25 protein-coding genes are annotated in these 26553 nt (G+C 73.1%); 17 read left to right on the forward strand and 8 right to left on the reverse strand.

Annotated features, from left to right (window positions below; genetic code table 11):
- Positions 1-60 precede the first annotated feature (60 nt).
- Positions 61-1308, forward strand: a complete 1248-nt coding sequence (locus tag ACYP53_RS12640; RefSeq protein WP_189916204.1) for an ATP-binding protein — start codon at positions 61-63, stop codon at positions 1306-1308.
- 45 nt (positions 1309-1353) lie between these two features.
- Here ACYP53_RS12640 and ACYP53_RS12645 read toward each other — a convergent pair whose 3' ends face one another.
- Both ACYP53_RS12645 and ACYP53_RS12650 read right to left on the reverse strand, forming a co-directional pair.
- Positions 1354-2049, reverse strand: a complete 696-nt coding sequence (locus ACYP53_RS12645; protein WP_189916205.1) for an ester cyclase — start codon at positions 2047-2049, stop codon at positions 1354-1356.
- A gap of 102 nt (positions 2050-2151) precedes the next feature.
- On the reverse strand, positions 2152-2721 hold the full coding sequence (locus ACYP53_RS12650; RefSeq protein ID WP_189916206.1) for a GtrA family protein: 570 nt from the start codon (positions 2719-2721) through the stop codon (positions 2152-2154).
- 258 nt (positions 2722-2979) lie between these two features.
- On the opposite strand from ACYP53_RS12650, the gene ACYP53_RS12655 reads away from it, so the two are divergent.
- From ACYP53_RS12655 to ACYP53_RS12665, 3 genes are all read left to right on the forward strand, one after another.
- Positions 2980-4119, forward strand: coding sequence for a 5-(carboxyamino)imidazole ribonucleotide synthase (locus ACYP53_RS12655; RefSeq protein ID WP_459647422.1), 1140 nt, complete (start codon positions 2980-2982; stop codon positions 4117-4119).
- Positions 4116-4643 carry a 5-(carboxyamino)imidazole ribonucleotide mutase gene (purE, locus tag ACYP53_RS12660; protein ID WP_189916207.1) on the forward strand — a complete coding sequence of 176 codons (528 nt, stop codon included), beginning with the start codon at positions 4116-4118 and terminating at the stop codon, positions 4641-4643. Before ACYP53_RS12655 ends, purE begins: the two co-directional genes overlap by 4 nt.
- A 74-nt stretch (positions 4644-4717) precedes the next feature.
- Positions 4718-5932, forward strand: a complete 1215-nt coding sequence (locus tag ACYP53_RS12665) for a dipeptidase (RefSeq protein WP_189916208.1) — start codon at positions 4718-4720, stop codon at positions 5930-5932.
- A gap of 174 nt (positions 5933-6106) precedes the next feature.
- Here ACYP53_RS12665 and ACYP53_RS12670 read toward each other — a convergent pair whose 3' ends face one another.
- Together ACYP53_RS12670 and ACYP53_RS12675 are read right to left on the reverse strand one after the other, a co-directional pair.
- Complete coding sequence (locus ACYP53_RS12670) at positions 6107-6520, reverse strand: CoA-binding protein (RefSeq protein ID WP_189916209.1); 414 nt, start codon at positions 6518-6520, stop codon at positions 6107-6109.
- Between the two features lie 127 nt (positions 6521-6647).
- Positions 6648-8018, reverse strand: a complete 1371-nt coding sequence (locus ACYP53_RS12675) for a UDP-glucose dehydrogenase family protein (protein ID WP_459647423.1) — start codon at positions 8016-8018, stop codon at positions 6648-6650.
- Positions 8019-8276: 258 nt separating this feature from the next.
- Here ACYP53_RS12675 and ACYP53_RS12680 point away from each other — a divergent pair, with 258 nt between their 5' ends.
- The 3 genes from ACYP53_RS12680 to ACYP53_RS12690 all read left to right on the forward strand — a co-directional run bounded on the left by ACYP53_RS12680 (position 8277) and on the right by ACYP53_RS12690 (position 11106).
- On the forward strand, positions 8277-9443 hold the full coding sequence (locus ACYP53_RS12680; RefSeq protein WP_459647424.1) for an acyl-CoA dehydrogenase family protein: 1167 nt from the start codon (positions 8277-8279) through the stop codon (positions 9441-9443).
- Positions 9444-9641: 198 nt separating this feature from the next.
- The gene (locus ACYP53_RS12685; protein WP_459647425.1) at positions 9642-10508 is read left to right on the forward strand and encodes an oxidoreductase; all 867 of its coding nucleotides are present in this window, start codon (positions 9642-9644) and stop codon (positions 10506-10508) included.
- Between the two features lie 136 nt (positions 10509-10644).
- Positions 10645-11106, forward strand: coding sequence for a GNAT family N-acetyltransferase (locus ACYP53_RS12690; RefSeq protein WP_189926148.1), 462 nt, complete (start codon positions 10645-10647; stop codon positions 11104-11106).
- Between the two features lie 25 nt (positions 11107-11131).
- On the opposite strand, the gene ACYP53_RS12695 is transcribed toward ACYP53_RS12690, so the two are convergent.
- Positions 11132-11728: an NAD(P)H-dependent oxidoreductase gene (locus ACYP53_RS12695; RefSeq protein ID WP_189926150.1), complete on the reverse strand. Its 597-nt coding sequence runs from the start codon at positions 11726-11728 to the stop codon at positions 11132-11134.
- 70 nt (positions 11729-11798) lie between these two features.
- On the opposite strand from ACYP53_RS12695, the gene ACYP53_RS12700 reads away from it, so the two are divergent.
- On the forward strand, positions 11799-12476 hold the full coding sequence (locus ACYP53_RS12700; RefSeq protein WP_189926151.1) for a class I SAM-dependent methyltransferase: 678 nt from the start codon (positions 11799-11801) through the stop codon (positions 12474-12476).
- On the opposite strand, the gene ACYP53_RS12705 is transcribed toward ACYP53_RS12700, so the two are convergent.
- The gene (locus tag ACYP53_RS12705; protein ID WP_459647974.1) at positions 12473-12859 is read right to left on the reverse strand and encodes a MerR family transcriptional regulator; all 387 of its coding nucleotides are present in this window, start codon (positions 12857-12859) and stop codon (positions 12473-12475) included. The two genes, ACYP53_RS12700 and ACYP53_RS12705, sit on opposite strands and share 4 nt — an antisense overlap.
- Positions 12860-12971: 112 nt before the next feature.
- Here ACYP53_RS12705 and ACYP53_RS12710 point away from each other — a divergent pair, with 112 nt between their 5' ends.
- The 4 genes from ACYP53_RS12710 (at position 12972) to ACYP53_RS12725 (ending at position 16495) form a co-directional block, all read left to right on the forward strand.
- Positions 12972-14093, forward strand: a complete 1122-nt coding sequence (locus tag ACYP53_RS12710) for an alkene reductase (protein WP_459647426.1) — start codon at positions 12972-12974, stop codon at positions 14091-14093.
- A gap of 71 nt (positions 14094-14164) precedes the next feature.
- Positions 14165-14659 (forward strand): peptidylprolyl isomerase, encoded by a 495-nt coding sequence (locus tag ACYP53_RS12715; protein WP_189926155.1) that lies wholly within the window; start codon positions 14165-14167, stop codon positions 14657-14659.
- Between the two features lie 143 nt (positions 14660-14802).
- Positions 14803-15714, forward strand: a complete 912-nt coding sequence (locus ACYP53_RS12720; RefSeq protein WP_459647427.1) for an arylamine N-acetyltransferase family protein — start codon at positions 14803-14805, stop codon at positions 15712-15714.
- Positions 15715-15856: 142 nt separating this feature from the next.
- Complete coding sequence (locus ACYP53_RS12725; protein WP_459647428.1) at positions 15857-16495, forward strand: hypothetical protein; 639 nt, start codon at positions 15857-15859, stop codon at positions 16493-16495.
- On the opposite strand, the gene ACYP53_RS12730 is transcribed toward ACYP53_RS12725, so the two are convergent.
- Both ACYP53_RS12730 and ACYP53_RS12735 read right to left on the reverse strand, forming a co-directional pair.
- Complete coding sequence (locus tag ACYP53_RS12730) at positions 16477-17004, reverse strand: LbetaH domain-containing protein (RefSeq protein WP_189926160.1); 528 nt, start codon at positions 17002-17004, stop codon at positions 16477-16479. The genes ACYP53_RS12725 and ACYP53_RS12730 overlap by 19 nt on opposite strands.
- Before the next feature lie 38 nt (positions 17005-17042).
- Positions 17043-18386, reverse strand: a complete 1344-nt coding sequence (locus ACYP53_RS12735; RefSeq protein ID WP_459647429.1) for an LCP family protein — start codon at positions 18384-18386, stop codon at positions 17043-17045.
- 437 nt (positions 18387-18823) lie between these two features.
- On the opposite strand from ACYP53_RS12735, the gene ssuE reads away from it, so the two are divergent.
- The 5 genes from ssuE (at position 18824) to ACYP53_RS12760 (ending at position 26530) form a co-directional block, all read left to right on the forward strand.
- Complete coding sequence (gene ssuE, locus ACYP53_RS12740; protein ID WP_189926164.1) at positions 18824-19381, forward strand: NADPH-dependent FMN reductase; 558 nt, start codon at positions 18824-18826, stop codon at positions 19379-19381.
- Between the two features lie 353 nt (positions 19382-19734).
- Complete coding sequence (locus tag ACYP53_RS12745; protein ID WP_189926230.1) at positions 19735-20502, forward strand: ABC transporter ATP-binding protein; 768 nt, start codon at positions 19735-19737, stop codon at positions 20500-20502.
- A gap of 16 nt (positions 20503-20518) precedes the next feature.
- The gene (locus ACYP53_RS12750; protein ID WP_189926232.1) at positions 20519-23089 is read left to right on the forward strand and encodes an ABC transporter permease; all 2571 of its coding nucleotides are present in this window, start codon (positions 20519-20521) and stop codon (positions 23087-23089) included.
- Between the two features lie 205 nt (positions 23090-23294).
- Positions 23295-25328, forward strand: coding sequence for a hypothetical protein (locus tag ACYP53_RS12755; protein ID WP_459647430.1), 2034 nt, complete (start codon positions 23295-23297; stop codon positions 25326-25328).
- 161 nt (positions 25329-25489) lie between these two features.
- Positions 25490-26530, forward strand: coding sequence for a glycosyltransferase family 2 protein (locus ACYP53_RS12760; protein ID WP_459647431.1), 1041 nt, complete (start codon positions 25490-25492; stop codon positions 26528-26530).
- The last annotated feature ends 23 nt before the right edge of the window (positions 26531-26553 follow it).

Consider the following 26553-nt stretch of genomic DNA (forward strand, 5'->3'; position numbering starts at 1 on the left):
CCCCTTGCGGGGATCGGGCCCACGGCCCGCGTCAGCGGAAACACCTCGGGGAGCGGCAGCGTGAAACGCCGGATGATCAACTCGCTGCTGGGCGTCGTCCTGGTGGTGGTCGTGGTGTTCTGCGTGCCGCTCGCCCTGGTCGAGAAGCGCACCATCGTCAGCTCGGCCCAGGACCGGGTGGACGCCGCCGCCGTCCGGGTGCTCGCCCTGGTCGAGAGCCGGATCGCGGCGGGCGAGTCCGTCACCGAGGCGCGGGCCTTCGAGAGCCAGGTCACCGAGGGCAGCTACGTCGAGGTGCAGGTCCCCGGCCAGCAGGTCGTCTCGGCCGGCGAACGCCCGGCCGGCGACCACCTGCTGAAGGCCGTCGAACGCGGCAACAGCGGCGAGACCGTCACCGTCGAGCAGTCCCGCGAGGACGTCGACCACGAGATCGCCAACAACCTGCTGCTGCTCGGCGTGGTCGCCCTGCTCGCCGTCCAGGCCGCCGTGGCACTGGCCGTCTGGCAGGCCAAGCGGCTCGCCCGGCCGCTCACCGACCTCGCCGAGACCGCCGAACGGCTCGGCTCCGGCGACCCCCGCCCGCGCGACCGCCGCTACGGCGTGCCGGAACTCGACCGGGTCGCCGAGGTGCTGGACACCAGCGCCGAACGGATCGCCCGGATGCTCACCGCCGAGCGCCGGCTCGCCGCCGACGCCTCGCACCAGCTGCGCACCCCGCTCACCGCGCTCTCCATGCGGCTGGAGGAGATCACCGCCCTCGCCGAGGACCCGCGGACCGTCCGGGAAGAGGCCACCATCGCCCTCCAGCAGGTCGAGCGGCTCACCGACGTCGTCCAGCGGCTGCTCACCACCCAGCGCGACCCGCGCAGCCCCACGGCCGTCGCCTTCGACCTGGACGACGTGATCAAGCAGCAGGTGGAGGAGTGGGGCCCGACGCTGCGCGAGAAGAACCGGGTGCTGTCCCTGGAGGGGCTGCGCGGGGTCACCGCGGTCGGCACCCCGGGGACGGTCGCCCAGGTGCTGGCCACCCTGATCGAGAACTCCCTGATGCACGGCGCCGGGACGATCACCCTGCGGGTCCGGCCGTCCGGCACCTCGGTGGTCGTCGAGGTGCAGGACCAGGGTGCCGGGGTGCCGCCGGACCTCGGCAACCGGGTGTTCGAGCGGGCGGTCAGCGGCCGCAACTCCACCGGCATCGGCCTGGCCGTCGCCCGCGACCTCGCGGAGGCGGACGGCGGGCGGCTCGAACTGCTCTCGCTGAAGCCCCCGGTGTTCGCGATCTTCCTCGGGCGCAGCCAGACGCGCTGAGGACCGGCTCCGACTCCCCGGGGGCCGGGTGCGGGGACGCGCCGTTCAGGAGCCCGGCAGGACGCCGAGCTGGCGCATCAGGCCCATCACGTCCCACTGCCACCAGCCCTCGCAGATCTTCCCGTCCCGGAAGCGGAAGGTGGTCGTGCCGCGTCCGACCACGGACTTGCCGCTGTTCGGCACGCCCATGAAGTCGGCCTTCTGGGTGGCGTGCCAGGTCCACCGGGTGGCGACCTCGTTGCCCTCGGCGATCTGGCTCTCGGTCTCGAAGGTGAAGTCGAAGGCGCCCACGTAGCCCGCGCAGCGCTCCCGGAACGCCCGGATGCCCGTCGCGTCGCCCTCGCTGCCGTAGTCGTGGTCGAGGTAGTCGGCGGTCATGCACTCGTCGATGACGTCGAGGTTGCCGCGGGACAGCCCGTCGAGGACCCGGCTCGCGGTGGCCTTGTCGAACCGGGCGTCGCGGACCACGTCGAGGTCGGTGAAGGTCGGCGGTACGTCGCAGAGCGCCACCATCTCGCGGAAGATCCGGTCGGTCTCCGGCAGGTGGGAGTTCTTCATCGCCTCCTCGTAGGAGGGGAACTCCACGATCTCCACCACGTGCTTGGTGTCGGAGCGGTCGGTGCCCACCACCGCGTGGGAGGCGGTCCGCCGGCCCCGGGAAGCCTCGACCCAGCTGTCCATCAGCCGGTTGAGGTCGTCGAGCCGGTCGGTCTTGCAGTCGATGATCTGGACGAAGGTCATGGCGAGCCTCCTGGACCCCCCTCGGCCACGATCGTCCGCGGGCCGTGCTCGCCCTCTGTCACCACTGTCCTCTCGGGGGGAGAGGTACGGCAAGCGGAAGGGCTACTCGGCCTTGGCGTACCGGATCTCCTCGGCCGCCAGCATCAGTTCGGCCTGCGCCGCCAGCCCGCTGCCGGGCTCCTCCGCGGTCGCGAGCCCGCTGCCGGGCTGCTCGGCGGCCGCCGGCTCGGGGAGCGCGGTGAACACCCAGGTCCGGTACGAGAAGAAGCGGAAGAGGGTGCCGAGGCCGGTGCCGAACGCCTTGGAGACGTTGTAGGCGAGCGGCCCGTGCAGGCCGAGGGTGTAGGTCGCGAACCAGACCGTGCCGTTCTCGATCAGCATCCCGACACCGCTGAAGATCAGGAAGAGCGTGATCTCACGCCGGCGCGAGGCCGCGTCCGTGTCGCGGTAGACCCAGTAGCGGTACCCGAGGTAGTTGGCGGCGATGGCCACCGCCGTCCCGATCACCGAGCAGCGCACGGGCGCCCAGCCGGTCAGGTGCAGGACGGCGTTGGAGACGCCGAAGTTCACGAAGACGCCGACCAGGCCGACGATGCCGAACTTGAGGACCTCGCCGGAGACCCCGCGCAGCCGCTGGACCAGTGAGGTGCTCGATGGGGCGGTCGTCGTCATACCGGGCTGCCTCCATGTGCCTGCCGACGAGGGGGCCGGACCGGATGCGTGGCTGACCCCTGGAAGTCCTCCGTGCGCGCACATCATCTGACCGCGCGTACCAGGACCTAGCGGACCAGGCTACCCGCTTCCGCCGAACGGCTCAGCCCCGAGGGGCCGGGCTTGACATCTACGCGCGTCCGCCGTCGAGGCCCCACCGGCGGCTCCACCGCCCCCCACCGGCCCGGATATCCTGGCCGGGTGACTTCCCCGGGCAATGTGAATTTTCCAGTGGTGGGCATGATCGGTGGCGGGCAGCTGGCCCGCATGGCACACCAGGCGGGCATCCCGCTCGGGGTCAGGTTCAAACTCCTCGCCGACACGCCCCAGGACTCCGCCGCGCAGGTCGTCTCCGAGGTCGTCCTCGGTGACTACCGCGACCTCGACACCCTGCGGCGCTTCGCCGCCGGCTGCGACGTGATCACCTTCGACCACGAGCACGTCCCCACCGAGCACCTGCGGGCCCTGGAGGCCGACGGCATCGTCGTCCGCCCCGGCCCGGACGCGCTCGTCAACGCCCAGGACAAGGGCGTGATGCGGGCCAAGCTCGACTCCATCGGCGTGCCCTGCCCCCGCCACCGGATCGTCGCCGACCCGGCCGACGTCACCGCCTTCGCCGAGGAGGGCTCCGGATACCCGGTCGTCCTCAAGACCGTCCGCGGCGGCTACGACGGCAAGGGCGTCTGGGTCGTCGACGACGAGCGGGAGGCGCAGGCCCCGTTCCTGGCCGGCGTCCCCGTGCTGGCCGAGGAGAAGGTCGACTTCGTCCGCGAACTGGCCGCCAACGTGGTCCGCTCGCCCAGCGGCCAGGCCGTCGCCTACCCGGTCGTCGAGAGCGTCCAGGAGAACGGCGTCTGCGCCGAGGTCACCGCCCCCGCGCCGGCCCTCGACCCGGCCCTGTCCGACGAGGCCCAGCAGCTCGCCCTGCGGATCGCCGGCGACCTCGGCATCACCGGCCACCTCGCCGTCGAACTGTTCCAGACCCGCGACGGCCGGATCCTGGTCAACGAACTGGCCATGCGCCCGCACAACTCCGGGCACTGGACCCAGGACGGCGCCGTCACCTCGCAGTTCGAGAACCACCTGCGGGCCGTCCTCGACCTCCCGCTCGGCGACCCCCGGCCGCGCGCCAAGTGGACCGTCATGGTCAACGTCCTCGGCGGCGACTACCCGGACATGTACCACGCCTTCCTGCACTGCATGGCCCGCGACCCCGGGCTGCGGATCCACATGTACGGGAAGGACGTGAAGCCTGGCCGTAAGGTCGGCCACGTCAACGTCTTCGGGGACGACCTCGAAGACGTCCGCGAGCGCGCCCGCCACGCGGCCGCCTACCTGCGAGGAACGATCACCGAATGACCTCCTCCCCTGTCGTTGGCATCGTCATGGGCTCGGACTCCGACTGGCCCGTCATGGAGGCCGCCGCCCAGGCCCTCGACGAGTTCGAGATCGCCTACGAGGTGGACGTCGTCTCCGCCCACCGGATGCCGCGCGAGATGGTCGCCTACGGCGAGAACGCCCACCGGCGCGGCCTGAAGGCGATCATCGCGGGCGCCGGCGGCGCGGCCCACCTCCCGGGCATGCTGGCCTCCGTCACCCCGCTGCCGGTCATCGGCGTGCCGGTGCCGCTGCGCTACCTGGACGGCATGGACAGCCTGCTGTCGATCGTCCAGATGCCGGCCGGCGTCCCGGTCGCGACCGTCTCGGTGGCCGGCGCGCGCAACGCCGGCCTGCTCGCCGTGCGGATGCTCGCCGCCTTCGACCCCGAGCTCACCGAGCGGATGACCGAGTTCCAGGCCGAGCTGAACAACCAGGCCACCGAGAAGGGCAAGAAGCTCCGGGCCAAGGTGGCCGGATCCTCCTCCTTCGGCTTCGGCAAGTAGTCCGGCCCTTCAGCTTCGGCAAGTAGTACGGCAGGTGGTTCGCCCCCGTGCGGGGGTGGGGTAGAACAGCTCGCATGACCTCTGCCCCGGACCCCCGCACCCCGCTGGACCGCGCCCGCGCCCTGCTCCGCACCGCCCCCGTGGTGGACGGCCACAACGACCTCCCCTGGGCGATGCGTGAGCAGGCCGGGTACGACCTCGGCGCGCTCGACCTCGCCGCCGACCAGAGCGACCGCCTCCACACCGACCTCGCCCGCCTCGCGGAGGGCGGGGTCGGCGCGCAGTTCTGGTCCGTCTACGTGCCCGCCTCGCTGGCCGGCGACCACGCGGTGAGCGCCACCCTGGAACAGGTCGACTTCGTCCACGCCCTCGTCGAGCGCTACCCCGACCGGCTCCGCCTGGCCCGCACCGCCGCCGACATGGAGGCCGCCCGCGCCGAGGGCCGGATCGCCTCCCTCATGGGCGCCGAGGGCGGCCACTCCATCGACTGCTCGCTCGCCACCCTGCGCGCCCTGTACGAGCTCGGCGTGCGCTACCTGACGCTCACCCACAACGACAACGTGCCGTGGGCCGACTCCGCGACCGACAAGCCGGTGGCCGGCGGGCTGACCCGCTTCGGCGAGGAGGTCGTCCGGGAGATGAACCGGCTCGGCATGCTCGTCGACCTCTCGCACGTCTCCGCCGACACCATGCGGGACGCCCTGCGGGTCACCGAGGCGCCGGTCGTCTTCTCGCACTCCTCCGCCCGCGCCGTCTGCGACCACCCGCGCAACATCCCGGACGACGTGCTCGCCCAGCTGCCCGCCAACGGCGGCGTGGCGATGGCCACCTTCGTCCCCAAGTTCATCCTGCCCGCGGCCATCGAATGGACCCTGGCCGCCGACGAGAACATGCGCGCCCACGGCTTCCACCCGCTGGACACCACCCCGCCGGCCATGGAACGCCAGCGCGCCTTCGAGGCCGGGCGCCCCCGCCCGATCGCCACCCCGGCCACCGTCGCCGACCACCTCGACCACATGCGCGAGGTCGCCGGCATCGACCACATCGGTATCGGCGGCGACTTCGACGGCACCGCCTTCCTCCCGGACGGCCTGGACTCGGTGGCCGGCTACCCCAACCTCGTCGCCGAACTCCTGCGCCGCCACTGGTCGGAGGCCGACCTCGCCAAGCTCACCTGGCACAACGCCGTCCGCGTCCTGCGCGACGCCGAATCCGCCGCCACCACCCTGCGCGCCACCCGCCGCCCCTCCATCGCCACCATCGCCCAGCTGGACGGCACCAAGCCCTGAGGCCGGCGCGCCCTAGGGCGTGTCTGACAATTCGCGTCGGATCAGCGCGCGGCGTTGGGGTGCGTGCATCGCAAGGCGGAGGAGGGAGGCCATGCGGAGCATCGGCGACCGACGACAACGCGGCGAGGTGCGTGCCCCGGCGTCGCGCGCCCGGCGGGAATTGTCAGACACGCCCTAGGCCAGCAGCGGGATCTCGATCGCCGGGCACTTGTCCATCACCATGGCCAGCCCGGCCTCCCGGGTCCGCTCGTACGCGGCCTCGTCGATCACGCCGAGCTGGAACCAGACGGCCTTCGCCCCGGCGGCCACCGCCTGGTCGGCCACCTCCCCGGCCAGCGCGCTGTTCACGAACACGTCCACCACGTCGACCGGGAACGGGATCTCGGCGAGCGAGGCGTAGCCCTGCTCGCCGAGGACCGTCTCGGCCTTCGGGTGCACGGGCACCACGCGCTTGCCGTAGCGCTGGAGCACCCGGGCCACGCCGTGGGCGGCCCGGGCGGTGTTGGTGGAGAGGCCGACCACGGCCCAGGTGTCACCGGTGCCGGTGAGGATCTCGCGGACCGTCGCTTCGTCGCCGTAGCTCGTCATGCCGGTAGCAACGACGGGCGCGGGTGCGGGATTCCGGGGCGGGGGCAGGTGCCGGAGGCTCGTCCTCGGACCGGGGAACACGGAAGCGCCCGCCCCCGGGTACGGGGCGGGGCGCTCGGAACAGAGGTCAGCTGGGGCGGCCGAGGGCGCGGTAGGTCCAGCCGGCGGCGCGCCAGGCGTCGGCGTCGAGGACGTTGCGGCCGTCGAGGAGGCGGCGTTCGGCGACGACGGCGCCGAGTTCGGCCGGGTCCAGCTCACGGAACTCGGCCCACTCGGTGAGGTGGAGGACGACGTGGGCGCCCTCGGCGGCCTCCAGTGCGGAGTCGGCGTAGGCGAGGGAGGGGAACATCTTGCGGGCGTTGTCCACGGCCTTCGGGTCGTAGACGGTGACCTGGGCGCCCTGGAGCTGGATCTGGGCGGCCACGTTGAGGGCGGGGGAGTCCCGGATGTCGTCCGAGTTGGGCTTGAAGGCGGCGCCGAGGACGGCGACCCGGCGGCCCAGGAAGCCGCCACCGCACTGTTCGCGGGCCAGCTCGACCATCCGGGAGCGGCGCCGCATGTTGATCGAGTCGACCTCGCGCAGGAAGGTCAGTGCCTGGTCGGCGCCGAGCTCGCCGGCCCTGGCCATGAACGCGCGGATGTCCTTGGGCAGGCAGCCGCCGCCGAAGCCGAGGCCGGAGTTGAGGAACTTGCGGCCGATCCGCTCGTCGTGGCCGAGCGCGGTGGAGAGCAGGGTGACGTCCGCGCCGGCCGCCTCGCAGACCTCGGCCATCGCGTTGATGAAGGAGATCTTGGTGGCCAGGAAGGAGTTGGCGGCCGCCTTGACCAGCTCGGCGGTCGCGTAGTCGGCGACCAGGAACGGCACCCCGGCCGCGATCGGCTCCGCGTACACCTCGCGCAGCAGCCGCTCGGCCCGCTCGCTCTGGGTGCCGACCACGATCCGGTCCGGCCGCAGGGTGTCCTGGACGGCGAAGCCCTCGCGTAGGAACTCCGGGTTCCAGGCGAGTTCGGCGCCCTCGCCGACCGGCGCCAGCGCGGCCAGCCGCTCGGCCAGCCGGGCCGCCGAGCCGACCGGGACGGTGGACTTGCCGACCACCAGGGCCGGGCGGGTCAGGTGCGGCGCCAGCTCGTCGATCGCGGTGTCGACGTAGGACATGTCGGCGGCGAACTCGCCCTTGCGCTGAGGGGTGTTGACGCAGACGAAGTGCACGTCGGCGAACTCGGCGACCTCCTGGACGGAGGTGGTGAAGCGCAGTCGCCCGGTCGATCCTCCCTCCTTGCCCGCCTTCGGCGAGGAGGGGCCCACGTGCCCGGCCACGTGCTTGAGCAGCAGCTCGGACAGTCCCGGCTCGTACATCGGGACGCGGCCCGCGGTGAGCATGGCGATCTTGTCGGGGTCGATGTCCAGACCCAGCACCTCGAAGCCGAACTCGGCCATCGCGGCGGCATGCGTGGCGCCGAGGTAGCCGGTGCCGATCACGGAGATGCGGAGGGTCACGGGTTCTCCCTGGAGGCGGACTCGACCGGTCCGGGTCGCGGACCCGACCGGTACGGATGCCCCTGATGCTATCCGCCCTGCCAGGGCGCACCGGGACCGGCCGCACGCCCGGAACGCTAGGCAGCCGCAGGTGGGAGCCCTAGGATCTCTACTGAACGGTAGTTAACACCGGATTCGACGGCGATCGGACCGGTTCGATCGGACCGGATCCGACTTCGGTCACTGGGACTCCGGTCACTGGACGACGAGGCAGGCATCATGGCTGGCAGCGCAGGGGCGGCTGACTTCGATCTCTTCCGTATCTCCGAGGAGCACGAGATGCTCCGTGAGGCGGTGCGTTCGCTGGCCGAGGCGAAGATCGCTCCGTTCGCGGCGGAGGTGGACGAGCAGGGGCGGTTCCCGCAGGAGGCGTTGGACGCGTTGCAGGGGAACGATCTGCATGCGGTGCACGTGCCGGAGGTGTACGGCGGTGCGGGTGCGGACGCGTTGGCGACGGTGATCGTGATCGAGGAGGTCGCGCGGGTGTGCGCGTCGTCGTCGTTGATCCCGGCGGTGAACAAGCTGGGGTCGCTGCCGGTGCAGCTGTCGGGTTCGGAGGAGCTGAAGGCGAAGTACCTGGGGGCGCTGGCGCGGGGTGAGGGGATGTTCTCGTACTGCCTGTCGGAGCCGGAGGCGGGTTCGGACGCGGCGGGGATGCGGACCCGGGCGGTGCGCGACGGGGACTTCTGGGTGCTGAACGGTGTGAAGCGCTGGATCACCAACGCGGGTGTGTCCGAGTTCTACACGGTGATGGCGGTGACCGACCCGGAGCTGCGGTCGAAGGGCATCTCGGCGTTCGTGGTGGAGAAGGGCGACGAGGGTGTGTCGTTCGGTGCTCCGGAGAAGAAGCTGGGGATCAAGGGGTCGCCGACGCGTGAGGTGTACTTCGACAATGTGCGGATTCCTGCGGACCGGATGATCGGTGCGGAGGGGACGGGTTTCGCGACGGCGATGAAGACGCTGGACCACACCCGGGTGACGATCGCGGCGCAGGCGATCGGGATCGCGCAGGGGGCGCTGGACTACGCGAAGGGGTATGTGAAGGAGCGCAAGCAGTTCGGGAAGGCGATCGCGGAGTTCCAGGGGGTCCAGTTCATGCTGGCGGACATGGCGATGAAGCTGGAGGCGGCGCGTCAGCTGACGTATGCGGCGGCGGCGAAGTCGCAGCGTGGGGACGGGGATCTGACGTTCTTCGGGGCGGCGGCGAAGTGTTTCGCGTCGGACGCGGCGATGGAGATCACGACGGACGCGGTGCAGTTGCTGGGCGGGTACGGGTACACGCGTGACTACCCGGTGGAGCGGATGATGCGGGACGCGAAGATCACGCAGATCTACGAGGGCACCAACCAGGTCCAGCGGATCGTGATGGCCCGCAACCTCCCGTAACCTCCCGTAACCAGAGCCCGTCGCACCTGAACGGTCCGGCGCACGGCCCCCGACCGCCCGTCCGCGGTCGGGGGCCGTTCGCGTTCCGGCGAGTTGTCGTCCGGCGTCGAACCGTCCTGGACGGATCCAGCTGACCGATGTCATAAATGATCGTCAACTCACGTACGGCGTAACGACGATCGCGGGAGATTACGGATCATGGGCAACACCCCCGAGCAGCACCCCGCCGGCAAGGTCTGGCTGATCACCGGCGCCAACTCCGGCTTCGGCCAGGCGATCGCCGAGGCCGCCCTGGCGGCCGGCGACACCGTCGTCGCGGCCGCCAGGCGCCCCGAGGCGCTGGCGGAGCTGGCCGCCGCGCACCCGGAGCGGCTGGTCCCGGTCCGGCTGGACGTCACCGACCCGGAGCGGATCCCCGCCGTCGTCACGGAGGCCGTCGAGCGCCACGGGCGGATCGACGTCCTGGTGAACAACGCCGGACGCGGCCTGATCGGCGCGGTCGAGGAGTACACCGACCGCGAACTGCGGGACCTGATGGAACTGCACTTCTTCGGCCCGGCCGCGCTCACCCGCGCGGTGCTGCCGCACATGCGGGCCCAGGGCTCGGGCGCGGTGGTGCAGATGAGCAGCATGGGCGGCCGCTTCTCGTTCCCGGGCGTCGGGGCCTACTCGGCCACCAAGTTCGCCCTGGAGGGGCTGTCCGAGGCGCTGGCCCAGGAGGTCGCCGGGTTCGGGATCAAGGTGCTGGTCGTCGAGCCGGGCTCGTTCCGGACGGGCTTCGCGGGCGGCGGCGCGCTCGCCCACGCTGCTCCGATCGCCGCCTACGACGCGGTGGTCGGCCCGGTCCGCAACGGCCTGCCGGACTCCGACGGCAAGCAGCCCGGCGACCCGGTGAAGGCGGCCGCGGCGATCCTGGCCGCCCTGGACGCCGAGCACACCCCGCTGCGGCTCGCGCTCGGCAGCGACGCCGTGGACGGCGTCCTCGGCGTCCTGGACGGGGCGCGGCAGGAGGCCGAGGCCTGGGCGGCGGTCGGCCGCGCCACGGACTTCCCCGCGGGGGAGTGAGCCGCCGGCGCCTCCCGGTGAGCCCCTGACGCCTTCGCGGTGGGTCCCCGGGGGCTCCGCGGCGCCTCCGCGCAGACCTCCTGACGAGGGGAAATGCAGGTGACGGCGGGCAGCCCCGCTCCTTAGGCTGCCCGCCATGTCCTCCACGCTCAGCCTGGCCGTCATCACCCCCGACACCATCGACGCCGCCCTCGCCCTGCGGGTGCGCCCCGACCAGGAGGGCCTGGTCGCGCCGGTGGTGAAGTCGCTGGCCGAGGCCTACGCGTACGGGGAGACCGCCTGGCCCCGGCTGATCCTGGACGACGGGCGGCCGGTGGGCTTCGTGATGGCCTTCTTCGACGTCCGCTTCCAGCAGCCCGACGACCGGCCCCGCTCCGGCCTGTGGCGCCTGCTGGTCGACGCCGACGCGCAGCGCGGCGGCTACGGCCGCTTCGCCGTCGAGCAGGTGTGCGCCGAGATCCGCCGCCGCGGCGGCACCCGCGCCACCGTCACCTACGTGCCCGGCCCCGAGGGCCCGGCGGAGTTCTACGCCCGCCTGGGCTTCCGCCCGACCGGCGAGCTGAGCGGCGACCAGGCGGTGGCGGAGCTGGACCTCTGACGCCCTCGGCACCCGCCGGCCCGGCTCAGCCGAGCAGCGCCGCCGCCTGTTCGCGCGCCTGCCGCAGCCACTCGGCGCGGAGGCCGGCGGGCGAGTCGGAGACGGTGCGGAACACCGTCCGCCGTACGTCGGTGACGCCGACGTACGGCAGCACGCAGGCCGCCCAGATCCGCTCCAGCGGGTCGCCGAACTCGTCGCGCTCGCGCTCCTCGGGCGTGTCCGAGGTGTTGAGCACCAGGGCCCGCCCGGCCCGCAGCAGCCCGGCCGGTTCGCCGTCGGCGGTGCCGAGCTTGTAGGCGACGCCGGGGGCCAGCACCCGCTGCGCCCAGCCGGCCAGGACGGCGGGCGGCATGCCCCACCAGTTGGGGTGGATCAGGACCAGCGCGTCCAGGCCGGCCACTTCGGCGCGGTGCGCGGCCAGCAGGGGGTCGGCGGACGGGGCCGCCGGGTCCACCGTCCCGGTCTCCTCGGCGGTCAGCAGCGGCCCGAAGCCCTCCGCGTAGAGGTCGTGGGCCCGCACCGCGCAGCCGCGCCCCCGTAGTTCGTCCACCACGGCCTCGTACAGCGCGTGGTTGAAGCTGCCCGGTCGCGGATGCGCCAGGTAGACCCCGATGGTGCCCATCTTCCGTCCCCCTCAGGCTGGTTGGCCAAGGCGATGCTACGTCCAGGGGTGGCGGGTAGGGTGCCGGTCCATGACCGAGCCGGACTTCCTCGCCACGACCAGGGCGTTCTACGACGCCATCGCCACCGAGTACGCCGACCGCTTCCGGGACGCGATGGACACCATGCCGGTGGACCGGGCGGTGCTGGCGCTCTTCGCCGACCTGGTCCGCGCGGAACGCCCGGACCCCAGGACGGCCGAACTCGGCTGCGGCCCGGGCCGGGTGACGGACCACCTGCACCGGCTCGGCCTGGACGTCCGCGGGATCGACCTCTCGCCGCGGATGGTCGAGCTGGCCAGGGCGGCCTACCCGGAGGTGCCGTTCGAGGTCGGCTCGCTGTTCGACCTGCCCTTCCGGGACGGCGAGCTGACCGGCGCGGTGGCCTGGTACTCGATCATCCACACCCCGGCGGAGCGCCTCCCGGAGGTGTTCGCCGAGTTCGCCCGGGTGCTGGCCCCCGGCGGGCGGCTGCTGGTCGCCTTCCAGGTCGGCGACGAGCCGCTGCGCCTGGAGGAGCCCTTCGGCCACCCGGTGTCGCTGGACTTCCGCCGGCTGCGGCCGGAGCGCGTCGAGGAGCTGGTCCGCGGGGCGGGCCTGCTGATGACCTCCCGTACGGTCCGCGAGCCGGACGAGGGGGAGCGGGTCCCGCAGGCCTATCTGCTGGCCCGCAAGCCGACCACCCACGGCCAGGCGGGCCAGGCCGGCTAAGCGGCCTCGGCGGACGGCTGCGACGACTCCCCGGAGGCGGTCAGGATCACCTCGTCCAGCACGGCGCGCGAGCGCAGCAGGTCGGTGATCATCCGGTCGATCCGCGCGCGCTCCGAGGTCAGCTCCTCGACCAGCTGGGGGGTGGCGCTCTCGCTGGGGCCGCCGTCGGAGTCCCGCATGCAGGGGAGGATCTTGTAGATGGTGCGGCTGTTCAGTCCGGCGGCGTAGAGCTCCTGGATGTGCACGACGCGGTCGACCGCCATCTCCGGGTACTCGCGGTGGCCGCCGTCGGTGCGGCGGGCCACCAGCAGGCCCTGCTGCTCGTAGTAGCGCAACGAGCGCTCGCTCACGCCCGTCCGCCGGGCCAGTTCGCCGATCCGCATGCCGTCCACCCCGTCGTCGACCCCGTCGTCCGCTTCGCGCCCCCCGGCCGTGCAGAGTCGAGCCGTGCGGGGCCTTGAACCTGACATCGATGTTAGCTTCTACGGTTCCGGCATGACGACGAACACGGAAACCGCCGGCCTCTTCCAGCCCGCCGAGATCGGCCCGCTGCACCTTCCCAACCGCCTGGTGATGGCCCCGATGACCCGCACCCGGGCCGGCGCCGACGGTTTTCCGCGGCCGATCATGGCCGAGTACTACGCGCAGCGTGCCGGGGCCGGGCTGATCGTCGCCGAGGCCGCCACCCCGAACCGGGTCGGCCAGGCGTACGCCAACATCCCGGCCGTCCACGCCCCCGAGCACGTGGCCGGCTGGCGCACCGTGACCGGGGCGGTCGCCGAGGCCGGCGGCCGGATGTTCCTGCAGCTCCAGCACGGCGGCCGGATCGGCCACCCGGAGAACAGCGGGCTGCACCCGGTCGCGCCCTCGCCGATCGCGTTCCCGGAGCCCGTCCACACCCCGGGCGGGCCCCGGGAGGCCGTCGTCCCGAGGGAGCTCACCGCGGCGGAGATCCGGCAGACGGTGGCCGACTTCGCGGCGGCCGCCCGCAACGCCGTCGAGGCGGGCTTCGCCGGGGTCGAGGTGCACGGCGCCAACGGCTACCTGCTGCACCAGTTCCTCGCCCGGAACACCAACCGGCGCACCGACGCGTACGGCGGCCCGGTGGCGAACCGGATCCGCTTCGTGGTGGAGGTGGTCCGGGCGGTGGCGGCGGAGATCGGCCCGGAGCGGGTCGGCCTGCGGGTCTCGCCCGGCTTCACCGGCCAGGGCATGGACGAGGGGGACACCGCGGAGATCTACCGCGCGCTGGTCGGCGAGCTCGCCGACGACGGCCTCGGCTACCTGCACGTGGTCTTCGCCGACCCGGAGGACGCCGTCTTCCGGGAGCTGCGCGAGACCTGGCCGGGCACCCTGATCGCCAACCCGGTGCTGGGCTGGGGCGGGCCGCTGCCCGAGGACGGCGGCCGGGCCGCGGCCGAGCGGCTGCTGGCGGCGGGCGCGGACCTGATCTCCTTTGGCCGCGGCTTCCTCGCCAACCCGGACCTGGTGGAGCGCCTGCGCACCGGCGCTCCGCTCAATCCGGTCCGCGACGGGCTGATGTACCGCGGCGACGCCGAGGGGTACACCGACTACCCCGCGCTGAACGGTCCGGTGGCCGGTCTGGTGGCCGGATAACACGGTGCCCCGCACCCGCTCCCGCCCGGGGGTACCGAGCGGGAGCGGACCGCTCGTGCCATGATCCCTGCATGAGTTCCAACGTTTTCTTCGACATCACCATCAACGACGAGCCGGCCGGCCGCATCGTCTTCAAGCTGTTCGACGAGGTCGTCCCGAAGACGGCCCAGAACTTCCGCGAGCTGGCCACCGGCCAGAACGGCTTCGGCTACGAGGGCTCCGGCTTCCACCGCGTGATCCCGTCCTTCATGCTGCAGGGCGGTGACTTCACCAACCACAACGGCACCGGCGGCAAGAGCATCTACGGCGCGAAGTTCGAGGACGAGAACTTCAAGCTGAAGCACGACCGCCCGGGCCTGCTCTCCATGGCCAACGCGGGCAAGAACACCAACGGCTCGCAGTTCTTCATCACCACCATCGTGACCGACTGGCTGGACGGCAAGCACGTCGTCTTCGGCGAGGTCGTCGAGGGCCTGGACCTGGTGAAGAAGATCGAGTCGCTCGGCTCGCAGAGCGGCCGCACCTCGGCCGTCATCAAGATCGCCAAGTCCGGCGTGGTCGAGTAGTCACCGTCATTCCTGACACGCGTACCGCCCCGGAAGAAGTCGGCTCCGCCGACCTCCCACTCCGGGGCGGTGGCATGTCCGCTGAGAGGTCCTAAGCCCAAGGACCGATGGCCGGGCGCCCCCGCTCCGGCTGGAATGGGCGGATGGATCACGACGAGGCGACGGATCACGACGAGGCGATGGATCGCGACGAGGCGACGGATCGCGACGAGGCGATGGATCGCGACAAGGCGTACGAGGGCCTGACGCCCGCCGAGCGGACGGCGTACCTGGCCCACATCGACGTGCCGGACCCGGGCGAGCCGTCGGCCCCGGCGCTGGCCCGGCTGCAGCACGCCCACCTCCGGGCCGTCCCCTTCGAGAACCTGAGCATCCACCTCGGCGAGCCGGTCGTGCTGGACCCGGCGGCCCTGGTGGCCAAGCTGGTGGACCGCCGGCGCGGCGGGTTCTGCTACGAACTGAACGGCGCCTTCGCCGAGTTGCTGCGCTCCCTGGGCTACCGGGTGAGCCTGCTGAGCGGCCGGGTCTTCGACGGGGAGCGCCCCGGGCCGCCGTTCGACCACCTCGCGCTGCGGGTCGACCTGGACGAGCCCTGGCTGGTCGACGTCGGCTTCGGCCGGTTCAGCCGGCTCCCGCTGCGCCTGGACGAGCGCGGTCCGCAGTCCGACCCGCACGGCACGTTCACCGTCCGCCCGTACGGCGCCCACGGCGACCTGGACGTCCTGATGGACGGCGCCCCGCAGTACCGCCTCGACCCACGGCCGTACCCGCTCGCCGACTTCGGGCCGACCTGCTGGTGGCAGAGCACCTCGCCGGAGTCGCACTTCACCCGCTCGACCACCTGCTCCGTGCTCACCGGGGACGGCGGCCGGACCACGCTCAGCGGCACCCGGCTGATCCGCACCGCGCCCGACGGCACCCGCACCGAGCGGACGCTCACCGGCCCGGAGGCGCTCGCTGCCTACCGGGAGCACTTCGGCATCACGCTCGACCGGCTGCCCGAGCGTGTGCCAGACCGGCTGCCCGGCCGGGCCGAGGCCGGCGGGGCAGGGTAGCCGGGCCCGCGATCGTTCGGGCCGGAACCGGGCAATCACTCCGGCCGGTGGAGCAGCCGCCCTACGCTCCCCTCGGACGAGGGCCGCACCGGGGCCGACCCCGGCGCGGCCGAACCCGACTTCCCGGCAAGGTGGTTCACCGATGATCGAGCAGGGCGCCGACGACGGCGAGGTGACGTACGAGCAGGTGACGGTGGTCTCCCTGACCTCCTGCGAACCGGTCTCGGGCCGGCCGTCTCCGGGCCGGCCGTCCGCCGACCGGCCGGCCCCGGGCGGGCCGGCCCCGGTCGGCCCGGCGCGGTTCGCGGTCCGGGTCGTCCGCGAGGCCATGACCGTCAAGCGGGTGGCGGGCTACTGGGTGCGCTGGGACGAGTGCCGGGACGAGGAGGAGGTCCGCCACCACGCGCGCTGGGTCGCCGACGAGGAGTACGTCCGGCCGGACTCCGGCAGCCTGGATGGCACGCTCGCCGTGACGGTCGCCGCCTACTGGACGGACGGGGCGCGGGTCTTCTCCCGCCGCCCGAGCACGGAGACGGCGGTGGTCTTCCGGCCCGGCGAGACCGAGCACGAGCTGGTCCTGGAGCAGGCCGCGCCGCACCGCCCGGCCGCGCTGTCGGTGCAGCTGGCGCACGCCCGCTGGCTGGGCGGGGACGGGCAGCCGATCCACTACGGCTACTCGGGTGCCACCGAGGCCGAGGGCGGCGAGGGGGAGTGGCTGGTCCGCCACCCGGAGTGCGGCACCGGCCTGCTGCCGTACGCCGGTCAGGCCGAGGCGGGATAGTCCGAGGCGGGATGGTCCGGGGCGGCGGGACAGTCCGAGGCGGGATGAGTCGGAACCGGTGACGGCACCCAGCCGCCCGCCCGTACGCCCACCTTGCGCGCCGGCACGCCGGCCCAGACCTCCCCGGGCCCGGTCGAGCGGGTGAGCACGGCGTTGGCCCCGACGACCGTCCCGGCGCCCACCGTCAGCACGCCGTCCTTGCACACCACCTTGGCGCCCGCGCACAGCACCGCGCCGTCCTCGACGACCACCCGCCGCATCGCGCTGCGCTCCTGCGGCACCCACGGGTCGGCCCGGCCGATGGTGACGCCGTTGTAGAGCGTCACGTCGGCGCCGAGCGTCGTGTACGGGTGCAGCACGGTGCCGAAGCCGCGGTGGAAGACGGTGAGTCCGGGCCCGATCTCGCAGGCGGCCGGCACCTCCATGCCGTAGAACGCGAGCGCCTCCTGGACCAGGCGGCCCAGGAGGCGGTGGCGACGGCGGTAGATCAGTGCGGTGACGAGTGACATCCACTCATTGTGGTGCTGTCGTCACTGGAAGTGACCGATCACTTGAACTCGGGCACGGCGGTGTCGTTCTTGAAGGCGTCGAAGACCTGCTTGGACTTGTTGGCGTCCCACTGCACCGCGGACTCGCCGGTCTTGGTCCGGAAGTCCGGGTTGCCGATCGGCACGGTCATGCTCTTGCCGCTGCCGCCGTTGACGTCCTTCATGGCGAGGAACATCGAGCCGAGGTCGGTGAGGCCGCAGTCGTCGTCGACGATCAGGGTGCCGAGCGCGGAGTCGACCAGCGGGTAGAAGGTGAACGGGTTGAGCAGGTTGCCCGGGGAGGCGGCCTGGTGGGCGAGGGCGCCGAGGAACTTCTGCTGGTTGCGCATCCGGCCGAGGTCCTGGTCGGCCATCTGGTGGCGCTGGCGGACGAAGGCCAGGGCCTGCTTGCCGGTGAGGGTCTGGTCGCCGGCCTGGAGGTCGAGGCCGGAGTCCTTGTCCTTGACCGGCTGGTCGATCTTCATCTCGACGCCGCCGATCGAGTCGACGATGCCGACGAAGCCGGCGAAGCCGATCTCGGCGTAGTGGTCGATGCGGATGCCGGTGTTCAGCTCGACGGTCTGGACGAGCAGGCGTCCGCCGCCCGCGCCGAAGGCCGAGTTGATCTTCGCGGTGGTGCCCTTGACCGGCTTGCCGTTGCCGCCCTGGTGCTCGGGGATCGGCACCCAGGAGTCGCGCGGGATGCTCATCAGGGTGTTCCCGCTGTCCCCGACGTGCAGGATCATCATCGAGTCGCTGCGCTTGCCCTCGGTGTCGTGCCCGGTGTGCAGGTCGTCCTGCTCGGAGTCACTCAAGCCCTGGCGGCTGTCGGAGCCGACGATCAGCCAGTTGGTGCCCTTGCCCGCGGCCGGGCGGCCCGGGTAGTCGGCGAGCACGTTCTCGTGGTTGAGCTTGGAGTCCGCCCAGAACCAGGTGGAGACCGAGGTCACCATGACGGCGATCAGCAGGCCGAAGACCGACCACTTGACGATCCGTCGACGTGGCCAGCACGTGGGACGGGCGTCGGCCGGCCGGGTACTGCCGGGGCCGCCGGGACCGGGGCCGCCCGGGCCACCCGGACCGCCGGGACCACCAGGCCCACCGGGCCCGCCCGGACGTCCGGGACCGGCCGGGCCGCCGGGGCGGACACCGGGGTGGCCGGCGGGCGCGCCGGCCCCCTGCTGGGGGACGCCGCCGAGCCGGGACGGTCCCGGCGGCTGCTCCGGCGGCCGCGGCGCGGACGCCCCGGGCCCGCGCGGGTTCAGCGACGCGGGCAGCGGCGGCTCGGCCGCCGCGCCGCCTCCGCCGTTGCCGCCGTACGGGTTCCCGCCGCCCCCCGGGCGGCCCTCCTGCCACGTGTTCATGCCGTCGAGGATGCCCGACCCCGCTCGGGCTGACTCCCCCCGGGGGGCTCCGCGGGCCTCTTGTAGCCGTTTTGATGCACGTACCGGATCGTTCCGCCGCAACGTCCGGACACCCGGCGTTCCAGAGGCTGAAACGTTTCTTGACCGGCTCGAACGCCGCGTGTTTGCATTCGAGGCATGGATCAGCGTTGGGCACTCACGCGTCGGCGGCACGTCGACCTGCGGCGCGGTGTGGCCTGTTCGCTCTGTCGCGGCTGACGCGCGCCCGCAGATTCCCGCCGGTCCGCACGTCCACGGACACCGTCCACCCGTAGACGGACCCCGTCCGAACGTCCACGGACGTGGCGCCCCCGGTACCGGACCCCACTCCGGTGACCCCACCGCAGCGCCTCCCCCCGCTGCGCAGCGCCGCCCCGCTCCCAGCCAGAGGTGAACCCATGGCCGTCGTCCTGTCCGTTTCCGGCTCCCCGTCCGCCACCTCCCGCACCACCCGCCTGCTGCGCCACGTCGACGCGCGGCTGGCGGACCGCGGCCACCACGTCGTCCCCTTCGAGGCGCGTTCACTGCCCGCGCACGCGCTGCTGTCGGGCGACTTCGACCACCCGGAGATCGTTGCCGTCACCGAGCTGTTCGCCCGCGCGGACGGCGTCGTCATCGGCACCCCCGTCTACAAGGCCGCCTACTCGGGCCTGCTGAAGGCCCTGCTGGACGTGCTCCCGCAGTACGCGCTCGCGGGCAAGACCGTCCTGCCGCTGGCCACCGGCGGCTCGCCCGCCCACGTCCTCGCGGTGGACTACGCGCTGCGCCCGGTGCTCAGCTCGATGGGCGCCGGCCACATCACCCAGGGCTGGTTCGTGCTCGACCGTCACATCACCGCCCGGGAGGACGGCTCGACCCTGCTGGAGCGCGAGACCGAGACCCTGCTGACCCCGGTCGTCGAGGGCTTCGCCACGGCGCTGGAGCGGCTGCCCACCGCGGCGCTGACCGGCTGCTGACCGGCGGCGCCACCGCCCTCGCGGCCCGTACGGGGCGTCCCCGAGACGGGCCGCGAGGACCCCTAGGGGGCGGCGCGCCGCACCCCGTAGAACCTTGGTTGAACCGCTTCATTCCGTCGGATGACGAGCGGCCCGCCGTCGACTCCTAACGTGGTTCACACATCCCCACCCGCCAGGAAGCGGCCCGATCAGGTCGGGTCCGGTGGCCAGGTCCACCGGGAGGGTGGAGACAACTCCCGGTCGAGGACTACCGCTTGCGCCATGTCGCGAAGGCGGGCGGGCCCGTGAGGCTGGGGGCCGACGGGTGAGCGCATCTTCCATAGGAGACTCCAGTGACGACGGCAACAGCAGCCGTGTACGACCCCCAGCTTCCCGGCGGAGCCTCCGCCGTCGCCGCCTCGGCCCGTCAGGTCACCAAGGCGTACGGTTCGGGCGAGACCAAGGTCACCGCGCTCGACGCGGTGGACGTCGACATCCAGCGCGGCCGGTTCACCGCGATCATGGGCCCCTCGGGCTCCGGCAAGTCCACCCTGATGCACTGCCTGGCCGGGCTCGACACGGTCAGCGGCGGACGGATCTGGATCGGCGACACCGAGATCACCGGCCTCAAGGACAAGCAGCTGACCAGACTGCGCCGCGACAAGATCGGCTTCATCTTCCAGGCGTTCAACCTGCTGCCGACGCTGAACGCGCTGGAGAACATCACGCTGCCGATGGACATCGCGGGCCGCAAGCCCGACCAGGCCTGGCTGGACCAGGTGGTGGAGACCGTCGGCCTGGCCGGCCGGCTCAAGCACCGCCCGACCCAGCTCTCCGGCGGCCAGCAGCAGCGCGTCGCGGTGGCCCGGGCGCTGGCCGCCCGCCCCGAGATCATCTTCGGCGACGAGCCCACCGGGAACCTGGACTCCCGGGCCGGCGCCGAGGTGCTGACCTTCCTGCGCCGCTCGGTGGACGAGCTGGGCCAGACCATGGTGATGGTCACCCACGACCCGGTCGCCGCCGGCTACGCGGACCGCGTGCTCTTCCTCGCCGACGGCCTGATCGTCGACGAGATGCACGCGCCCACCGCCGACTCCGTCCTCGAACGCATGCGCCGTTTCGACGGCAAGCGCACCAGCTGAGCGACGGGACGACACGATCATGCTGCTCAAGACCTCACTGCGGAGCTTCTTCGCCCACAAGGGCCGGATGGCGCTCTCGCTCATCGCCGTCGTGCTGTCGGTGGCCTTCGTCTCCGGCACCCTGGTGTTCTCCAACACCGCCACCAGCACCTTCGACAAGCTCTTCGCCGCGACCGCCTCCGACGTCGCCGTCCAGCCGCCCAAACCGGCCGAGGACGAGGAGCAGCAGGCCGCCGTCAGGCCGCCGACCGTCCCGGTCGCGGTGGCCGGCCAGGTCGCCTCGGTGCCCGGCGTGAAGCAGGCCGTCGGCCAGGTCATGGTCCAGAACGCCACCCTGGTCAACCCGGCCACCAACAAGCTGGTCGGCCCGACCAGCGGCGCGCCCACCATGCTCGGCAACTGGACCGAGACCCCGCGCACCCCGGTCACCATCACCTCCGGCCACGCGCCGCAGGGCGCCGGCGAGCTGGTGCTGGACGCGGACACCGCGAAGAAGGCCAAGCTCGGCCTCGGCGACAAGGTCCGGGTCGAGAACTCCGGCGGCAAGCACGACTTCACCATCGCCGGCATCGCCACCTTCACCACCACCAACCCGGGCGCGGCCCTCGGCTTCCTGGACACCCCGACCGCCCAGCAGGTGCTGCTCGGCGAAGCGGCCTACACCTCCGTCGAGGCCTTCGGCGACGGCAGTCGCGGCAACGACCAGCTGAAGGCCGACACGGTGGCCAAGGTCGGCGGCGGCTACCAGGTCAAGACCGCGGCCGAGCAGAAGGAGGAGAACACCAAGCAGATCGGCAGCGGCCTCGACTTCATGAAGTACGCGATGCTCGGCTTCGCGTTCGTCTCGGCGATCGTCGGCGGCTTCCTGATCATCAACACCTTCTCGATGCTGGTCGCCCAGCGCACCCGGGAGATCGGCCTGCTGCGCGCCATCGGCGGCAGCCGCCGGCAGGTCAACCGCTCGGTGCTGGTCGAGGCACTGATCCTGGGCGTGCTCGGCTCGACCCTCGGGGTCGCGGCCGGCCTGGGCGTCGCGGTCGGCCTGATCAAGCTGATGAACGCGATCGGGATGGACCTCAAGGCCGCCGACCTGCAGATCGGGCCGGACGTGTTCGTCGCCGGCTACGCGCTCGGCATCGTGGTCACCCTGGTCGCGGCCTGGGTCCCGGCCCGCCGGGCGAGCCGGATCTCGCCGATGGCCGCCCTGCGCGACCACGGCACCCCGGCCGAGGCCAAGGCCAACCTGGTCCGTACGGTCGTGGGCCTGCTGCTGACGGCGGGCGGCGGCGCCCTGCTGGTGCTCGGCGGGCAGTCGGAGAAGGCGGCCACCGGCGGCCAGTACCTGGGCCTGGGCGTGGTGCTCACCCTGGTCGGCTTCGTGGTGCTCGGCCCGCTGCTGGCCTCGGCCGTCGTCCGGGTGCTCGGCGCGGTGCTGCCGGCGGTGTTCGGCCCGTCCGGCAAGCTCGCCCAGCGCAACGCGATGCGCAACCCGCGCCGTACCGGTGCCACCGCCGCCGCGCTGATGATCGGCCTGGCGCTGGTGATCGCCTCCTCGGTGTTCAGCTCCTCGGCGGTCACCTCGGCCAGCGCGCAGATCGACAAGTCGGTGGGCGTGGACTACATCGTCCAGGGCGGCCGCACCGAGGTGACCCCGGAGATGCTGGACATCGTGCGCCGGACCCCGGGCATCGACCACGTCACCACCCAGAAGTTCTTCCCCGCGAAGCTCGGGCTGCCGGACGGCCAGTCGGCGAAGAACCAGCTGACCGCCGTGCCGCCGGCCTTCTTCGGCAGCGACTTCCACCCGAGCCTCGACTCCGGCACGGCGGCGTCGATCGAGCAGGGCTCGCTCGGGATCGGCGCGGTCTTCGCCAAGGACCACAACCTCAAGGTCGGCGACCGGGTGACCGTCGACTACGGCAGGGGCCGCACCCAGACCCTGCCGGTCGGCGCGGTCTTCGCCAAGGGGGAGCTGTTCGGTGACGGCTCGTTCGTCGCCATGGACACCATGGCCCAGGTCGTCCCGGCCGCCGAGCAGCCGCCGGTGTGGACCTTCTTCGCCAAGGCCTCGGCCGGCACCGACGTCGCCAGGACGCTGACCGCCCTGCAGGACGGGCTCAAGGAGTACCCGCAGCTGGTCGTCAAGGACCAGGCCGGCTACAAGGAGCTGGTGCAGTCCCAGATCAACACCCTGCTCTACCTGATCTACGGGCTGGTCGCGCTGTCGATCACGGTCGCGGTGCTCGGCGTGGTCAACACCCTGGCGCTGTCGGTGGTCGAGCGGACCCGGGAGATCGGTCTGCTGCGGGCGATCGGGCTGTCCCGCCGCCAGCTGCGCCGGATGATCCGGCTGGAGTCCGTGGTGATCGCGGTGTTCGGCGCGGTCCTCGGCTCGGGGCTGGGCCTCGCCTGGGGCGTCACCGTCCAGCGGGTCCTGCGGGACCAGGGCCTCGGGACGCTGTCCGTCCCGACCGTCACGATCGCCGTCACGCTGGTCTCCTCGGTGGTGATCGGCCTGGTCGCGGCCCTCGTCCCGGCCTTCCGGGCCGGCCGGATGAACGTCCTCTCCGCCATCGCGACGGACTGACCGACGACGGACCGGCGACGGACCGACCCGGCGCCGGGGGGCGCCGGGGGGCCGGAGCGGGAGACGGGGACAAGGGCCGGGTGCGCGCAGCGCCCGGCCCTTTCGCCGTGCGGCCACGAGAGTGGCGGCGGGCCCACGGCAGGGGGCGTTCGGGGCCCCTCCCCTGACGCGTGTCCGGCCCCCGGGCGGCTGAGATGATCGTCCGATGTTCCCCTCGGACGCCCCGCCGCTGCCCAGCGCCGCGCCCCTCACCGTCGCGGCCGCCCACCGCTGGCGCACCGCCCGTACCGCCTGGCGGCTGGACGGCCGCTGGCTCGCGCTGCTGCCGGTCGCGTTCGCGGTGCTGGCCACCGCCGTGGAGCCGAGCGCCGCCCGGTGCAACGCCCAGGGCGTCTGCCGGGACACCTGGGGCTCGGCCCTGGCCGGCTGGTCGGTGCTGGCCGAGGTGGTCCTGCTGGCAGCCAGGGTCCGGATCCGGGCGCTCGTCCCGCCCGTCGTCCTGGCCCTGCTCTGGTACCTCCCGGAGGGACTGGTCACCCCGCTCGCCCGCTGGTCGGCGGTGCTGGTCCACGTCCTGCTCGCCGCGGTCCTGCTCGGCGCCGAAGCCGGCCGCCGCCGCGCCCGCCAGCAGCTGGACGAGCTGATGGCCCCGCCCGTCCCCTTCCCGTGGACGGCCGCCGGCGCGCCCTCGCCCGTCCTGGGGGACGGCCCGCCGGTGCTGCGCCGCGCCCTCGGCGCACTGCTGCTCCTCGTCGCCGCGGCCTTCCCGCTGTACGGGCTCTGGGCACAGGCCCGGGCGGACGCCGCCGACGAGCGGGCCGTCCGGGTCACCGGCACCGCCGGCACGACCGACCGGGACGGGGTGCTGACCGTCCGCTTCCAGCCGCCCGGCGGCGGCCCCGAGCGCACCGCCGCCCTGGACGTCTGGTGGCAGCGGCGGCCGCAGCCCGGCGAGCCCGTCCCGCTGCTGGTGGACGGCGACTCCGCGCACGCCCTGGGCGACGACTACGACCTCTCCGGCCAGCTGAGCGCCGGCGGCCTGATCGCCCTGCCCGGCCTGGTGCTGCTCGGCTCGGCCGCCGTCGCCACCGCCCGCCGCGGGCGGCCGGCCTTCGAGGGCTCCGCCCCCGCGCTCGCCGTCCGGGTCCGCGCCGACGCCCGCGGCGACCTGCTGGTCCAGCCGCTGGACGGCCCGCCGGACGGCCCCGGGCTCTGGCGCCTGGTCGAGCGCGACCGCTACCGCTGGGCCCGGTACGGCGCCCCGGACGGGGAGGGCCCGGCCTGGGTGCCCGAGCACCTGAGGATCGAGTGCGACGAAGCCGACTACCCGGACCCGCCGGTCCACCTCGACCCCGAAGACTCGGACGAGGAGTACGAGGAGTACGAGGAGTACGAGGAGTACGAGGAGCACGAGGAACTGCTCGACCGGGCCACCCCCGACGAGGCCGTCGCCTGGCTGGCCCACGCCGGCCGCAGCGTGCCCGCCGTGCTCTACCGCGGCCCCGACGGCGACGACCACCAGGTCCTCGTCCGCCCCGGCCTGCTGGACGGCGACCCGCTCTGGGTGGCGGCCGTGGTCGCGCCCGCCGCCCGGGCCCCGCGGCTCAGCCGCCGCACCGAGCACTACCGCGAGCGCGAACTCGCCGTCGCCGTCCTGACCGCCGAGACCCTGGCCGCCGCCCCCGAGGCCGGGCCGGGCACCGAGCCGGTGGCCGCCCGCCGCTGGGAGATGCCGACGCCGCTGCGCGCGGCGGCCGGCCCGCTGGCGGCGCTGGTGGTCGCCGCGGCCGTCGTGCTGCTCGACGACGACGGCTGGTGGGAGAACCTGTTGCGCCCGCTCTGGATCGGCTCGACGGCGATCATCGCCTGCGCCCAGACGCTCTCCTGGCAGGTGGTGGCCGACCGCGACGGCCTGCGGGTGGCCACCGCGCTGCGCACCCGCAGCTTCCGCTGGGCGGAGATCAGCGCGGCCGCGGTGCACCGCAACCTGCTCACCATCCGGCTGCGCGGCGGCGGGGAGTTCTCCTTCGCCAGCCGCCCGGCGGTCTGGCTGGCCGGCCACTTCGGCGACCGGTACGACCCGGTGGCGCTGGCCCGGACGGTGGCCACCGCCGCGCACCGCCCGGACCTGCGCCCGGACCGGGCCCTCCCGGACCGGCTGGGCGGCCCGCAGCACCTGGTGAACCGGCTCGCGCTGGCCGGCTACGCGGTGTTCACCGTGGCCCACTACGCACTCTGAATCGGCACCCGATCCACACCGGACCCACCCGGGCCGGGGCGGCCCGCCCACGGGGAGCGCAGTGTTCTTGATCACAGTGCCGCCGTGGCGCCGCCGGGTGCCCACTCTCGCCCGAACCGGGACGAGACGGCGACGCGTCCGCACCGGTACGGTTGGCCCCGATGAACACCAAGGCTGCTGAGGAGCTGCCGGCTGTTTCCGTGATCATGCCGGTGCTCAACGAGGAACGTCACCTGCGCACGGCCGTCCGGCGCATCCTGGACCAGGAGTACCCGGGGCCGATGGAGGTGGTGATCGCCCTCGGTCCGTCCAGCGACCGCACCGACGAGATCGCCGCCGAGCTGGTGGCCGAGGATCCGCGGGTGCGGACGGTCGCGAACCCCACCGGTCGGACACCCGCCGGACTGAACGCCGCGATCCGCGGCTCCCGCCACCCGATAGTGGTGCGCGTGGACGGCCACGGGCTGCTCACCCCCGGCTACGTCGCGACCGCGGTCCGGCTGCTCGGCGAGATGGACGCGGCCAACGTCGGCGGCATCATGCACGCCGAGGGCGAGACCGAGTGGGAGAACGCGGTCGCCGCCGCGATGACCTCCAAGCTCGGCGTCGGCAACGCGGCCTTCCACACCGGCGGCCTGGCCGGCCCGGCGGACACCGTCTACCTGGGCGTGTTCCGGCGCGAGGTGCTGGAGAAGCTCGGCGGGTACAACGAGGAGTTCATCCGCGCCCAGGACTGGGAGCTGAACTACCGGATCCGCCAGGACGGCGGCCTGGTCTGGTTCACCCCGCAGCTCAGGGTGACGTACCGGCCCCGGCCCTCGGTGTGGGCGCTGGCCAAGCAGTACAAGGACTACGGCCGCTGGCGCCGGGTGGTCACCCGCTACCACCGGGGCTCGGTCAACCTGCGCTACCTCGCCCCGCCGGCCGCGCTGCTGGCGGTCACCCTCGGGCTGGTGCTCGGCGCCGCCGTCCACCCGGCCTTCCTGGCGGTGCCCGGCGCGTACCTGGCCGGCATCGTCGGCGGCGCCGTGACGGAGGGCCGCGGCCTGTCGTTCAAGGCGCGGACGCTGCTGCCGGTGGCCTTCGCGACCATGCACCTCAGCTGGGGCTTCGGCTTCCTCACCTCGCCGCGCTCGCTGGCCCGCCGGGTGATCGCCAGCGTCCGTCCGACCGCCGAGGACGTGCTCTCCAAGACCGGCTGACGCCCCGCCGCACCCGCTATCGT

This window comes from Kitasatospora sp. Ki12 (assembly GCF_054601375.1).

What these genes read in the sequence shown, in the direction of transcription:
- ACYP53_RS12645 (WP_189916205.1), bottom strand. Translation starts at nt 2,049, where the DNA reads ATGACCTTCGTCCAGATCATCGACTGCAAGACCGACCGGCTCGACGAC.
- ACYP53_RS12650 (WP_189916206.1), bottom strand. Translation starts at nt 2,721, where the DNA reads ATGACGACGACCGCCCCATCGAGCACCTCACTGGTCCAGCGGCTGCGC.
- purE (WP_189916207.1), top strand. Translation starts at nt 4,116, where the DNA reads ATGACCTCCTCCCCTGTCGTTGGCATCGTCATGGGCTCGGACTCCGAC.
- ACYP53_RS12665 (WP_189916208.1), top strand. Translation starts at nt 4,718, where the DNA reads ATGACCTCTGCCCCGGACCCCCGCACCCCGCTGGACCGCGCCCGCGCC.
- ACYP53_RS12670 (WP_189916209.1), bottom strand. Translation starts at nt 6,520, where the DNA reads ATGACGAGCTACGGCGACGAAGCGACGGTCCGCGAGATCCTCACCGGC.
- ACYP53_RS12680 (WP_459647424.1), top strand. Translation starts at nt 8,277, where the DNA reads ATGGCTGGCAGCGCAGGGGCGGCTGACTTCGATCTCTTCCGTATCTCC.
- ACYP53_RS12685 (WP_459647425.1), top strand. Translation starts at nt 9,642, where the DNA reads ATGGGCAACACCCCCGAGCAGCACCCCGCCGGCAAGGTCTGGCTGATC.
- ACYP53_RS12690 (WP_189926148.1), top strand. Translation starts at nt 10,645, where the DNA reads ATGTCCTCCACGCTCAGCCTGGCCGTCATCACCCCCGACACCATCGAC.
- ACYP53_RS12695 (WP_189926150.1), bottom strand. Translation starts at nt 11,728, where the DNA reads ATGGGCACCATCGGGGTCTACCTGGCGCATCCGCGACCGGGCAGCTTC.
- ACYP53_RS12700 (WP_189926151.1), top strand. Translation starts at nt 11,799, where the DNA reads ATGACCGAGCCGGACTTCCTCGCCACGACCAGGGCGTTCTACGACGCC.
- ACYP53_RS12705 (WP_459647974.1), bottom strand. Translation starts at nt 12,859, where the DNA reads ATGCGGATCGGCGAACTGGCCCGGCGGACGGGCGTGAGCGAGCGCTCG.
- ACYP53_RS12710 (WP_459647426.1), top strand. Translation starts at nt 12,972, where the DNA reads ATGACGACGAACACGGAAACCGCCGGCCTCTTCCAGCCCGCCGAGATC.
- ACYP53_RS12715 (WP_189926155.1), top strand. Translation starts at nt 14,165, where the DNA reads ATGAGTTCCAACGTTTTCTTCGACATCACCATCAACGACGAGCCGGCC.
- ACYP53_RS12720 (WP_459647427.1), top strand. Translation starts at nt 14,803, where the DNA reads ATGGATCACGACGAGGCGACGGATCACGACGAGGCGATGGATCGCGAC.
- ACYP53_RS12725 (WP_459647428.1), top strand. Translation starts at nt 15,857, where the DNA reads ATGATCGAGCAGGGCGCCGACGACGGCGAGGTGACGTACGAGCAGGTG.
- ACYP53_RS12730 (WP_189926160.1), bottom strand. Translation starts at nt 17,004, where the DNA reads ATGTCACTCGTCACCGCACTGATCTACCGCCGTCGCCACCGCCTCCTG.
- ACYP53_RS12735 (WP_459647429.1), bottom strand. Translation starts at nt 18,386, where the DNA reads ATGAACACGTGGCAGGAGGGCCGCCCGGGGGGCGGCGGGAACCCGTAC.
- ssuE (WP_189926164.1), top strand. Translation starts at nt 18,824, where the DNA reads ATGGCCGTCGTCCTGTCCGTTTCCGGCTCCCCGTCCGCCACCTCCCGC.
- ACYP53_RS12755 (WP_459647430.1), top strand. Translation starts at nt 23,295, where the DNA reads ATGTTCCCCTCGGACGCCCCGCCGCTGCCCAGCGCCGCGCCCCTCACC.
- ACYP53_RS12760 (WP_459647431.1), top strand. Translation starts at nt 25,490, where the DNA reads ATGAACACCAAGGCTGCTGAGGAGCTGCCGGCTGTTTCCGTGATCATG.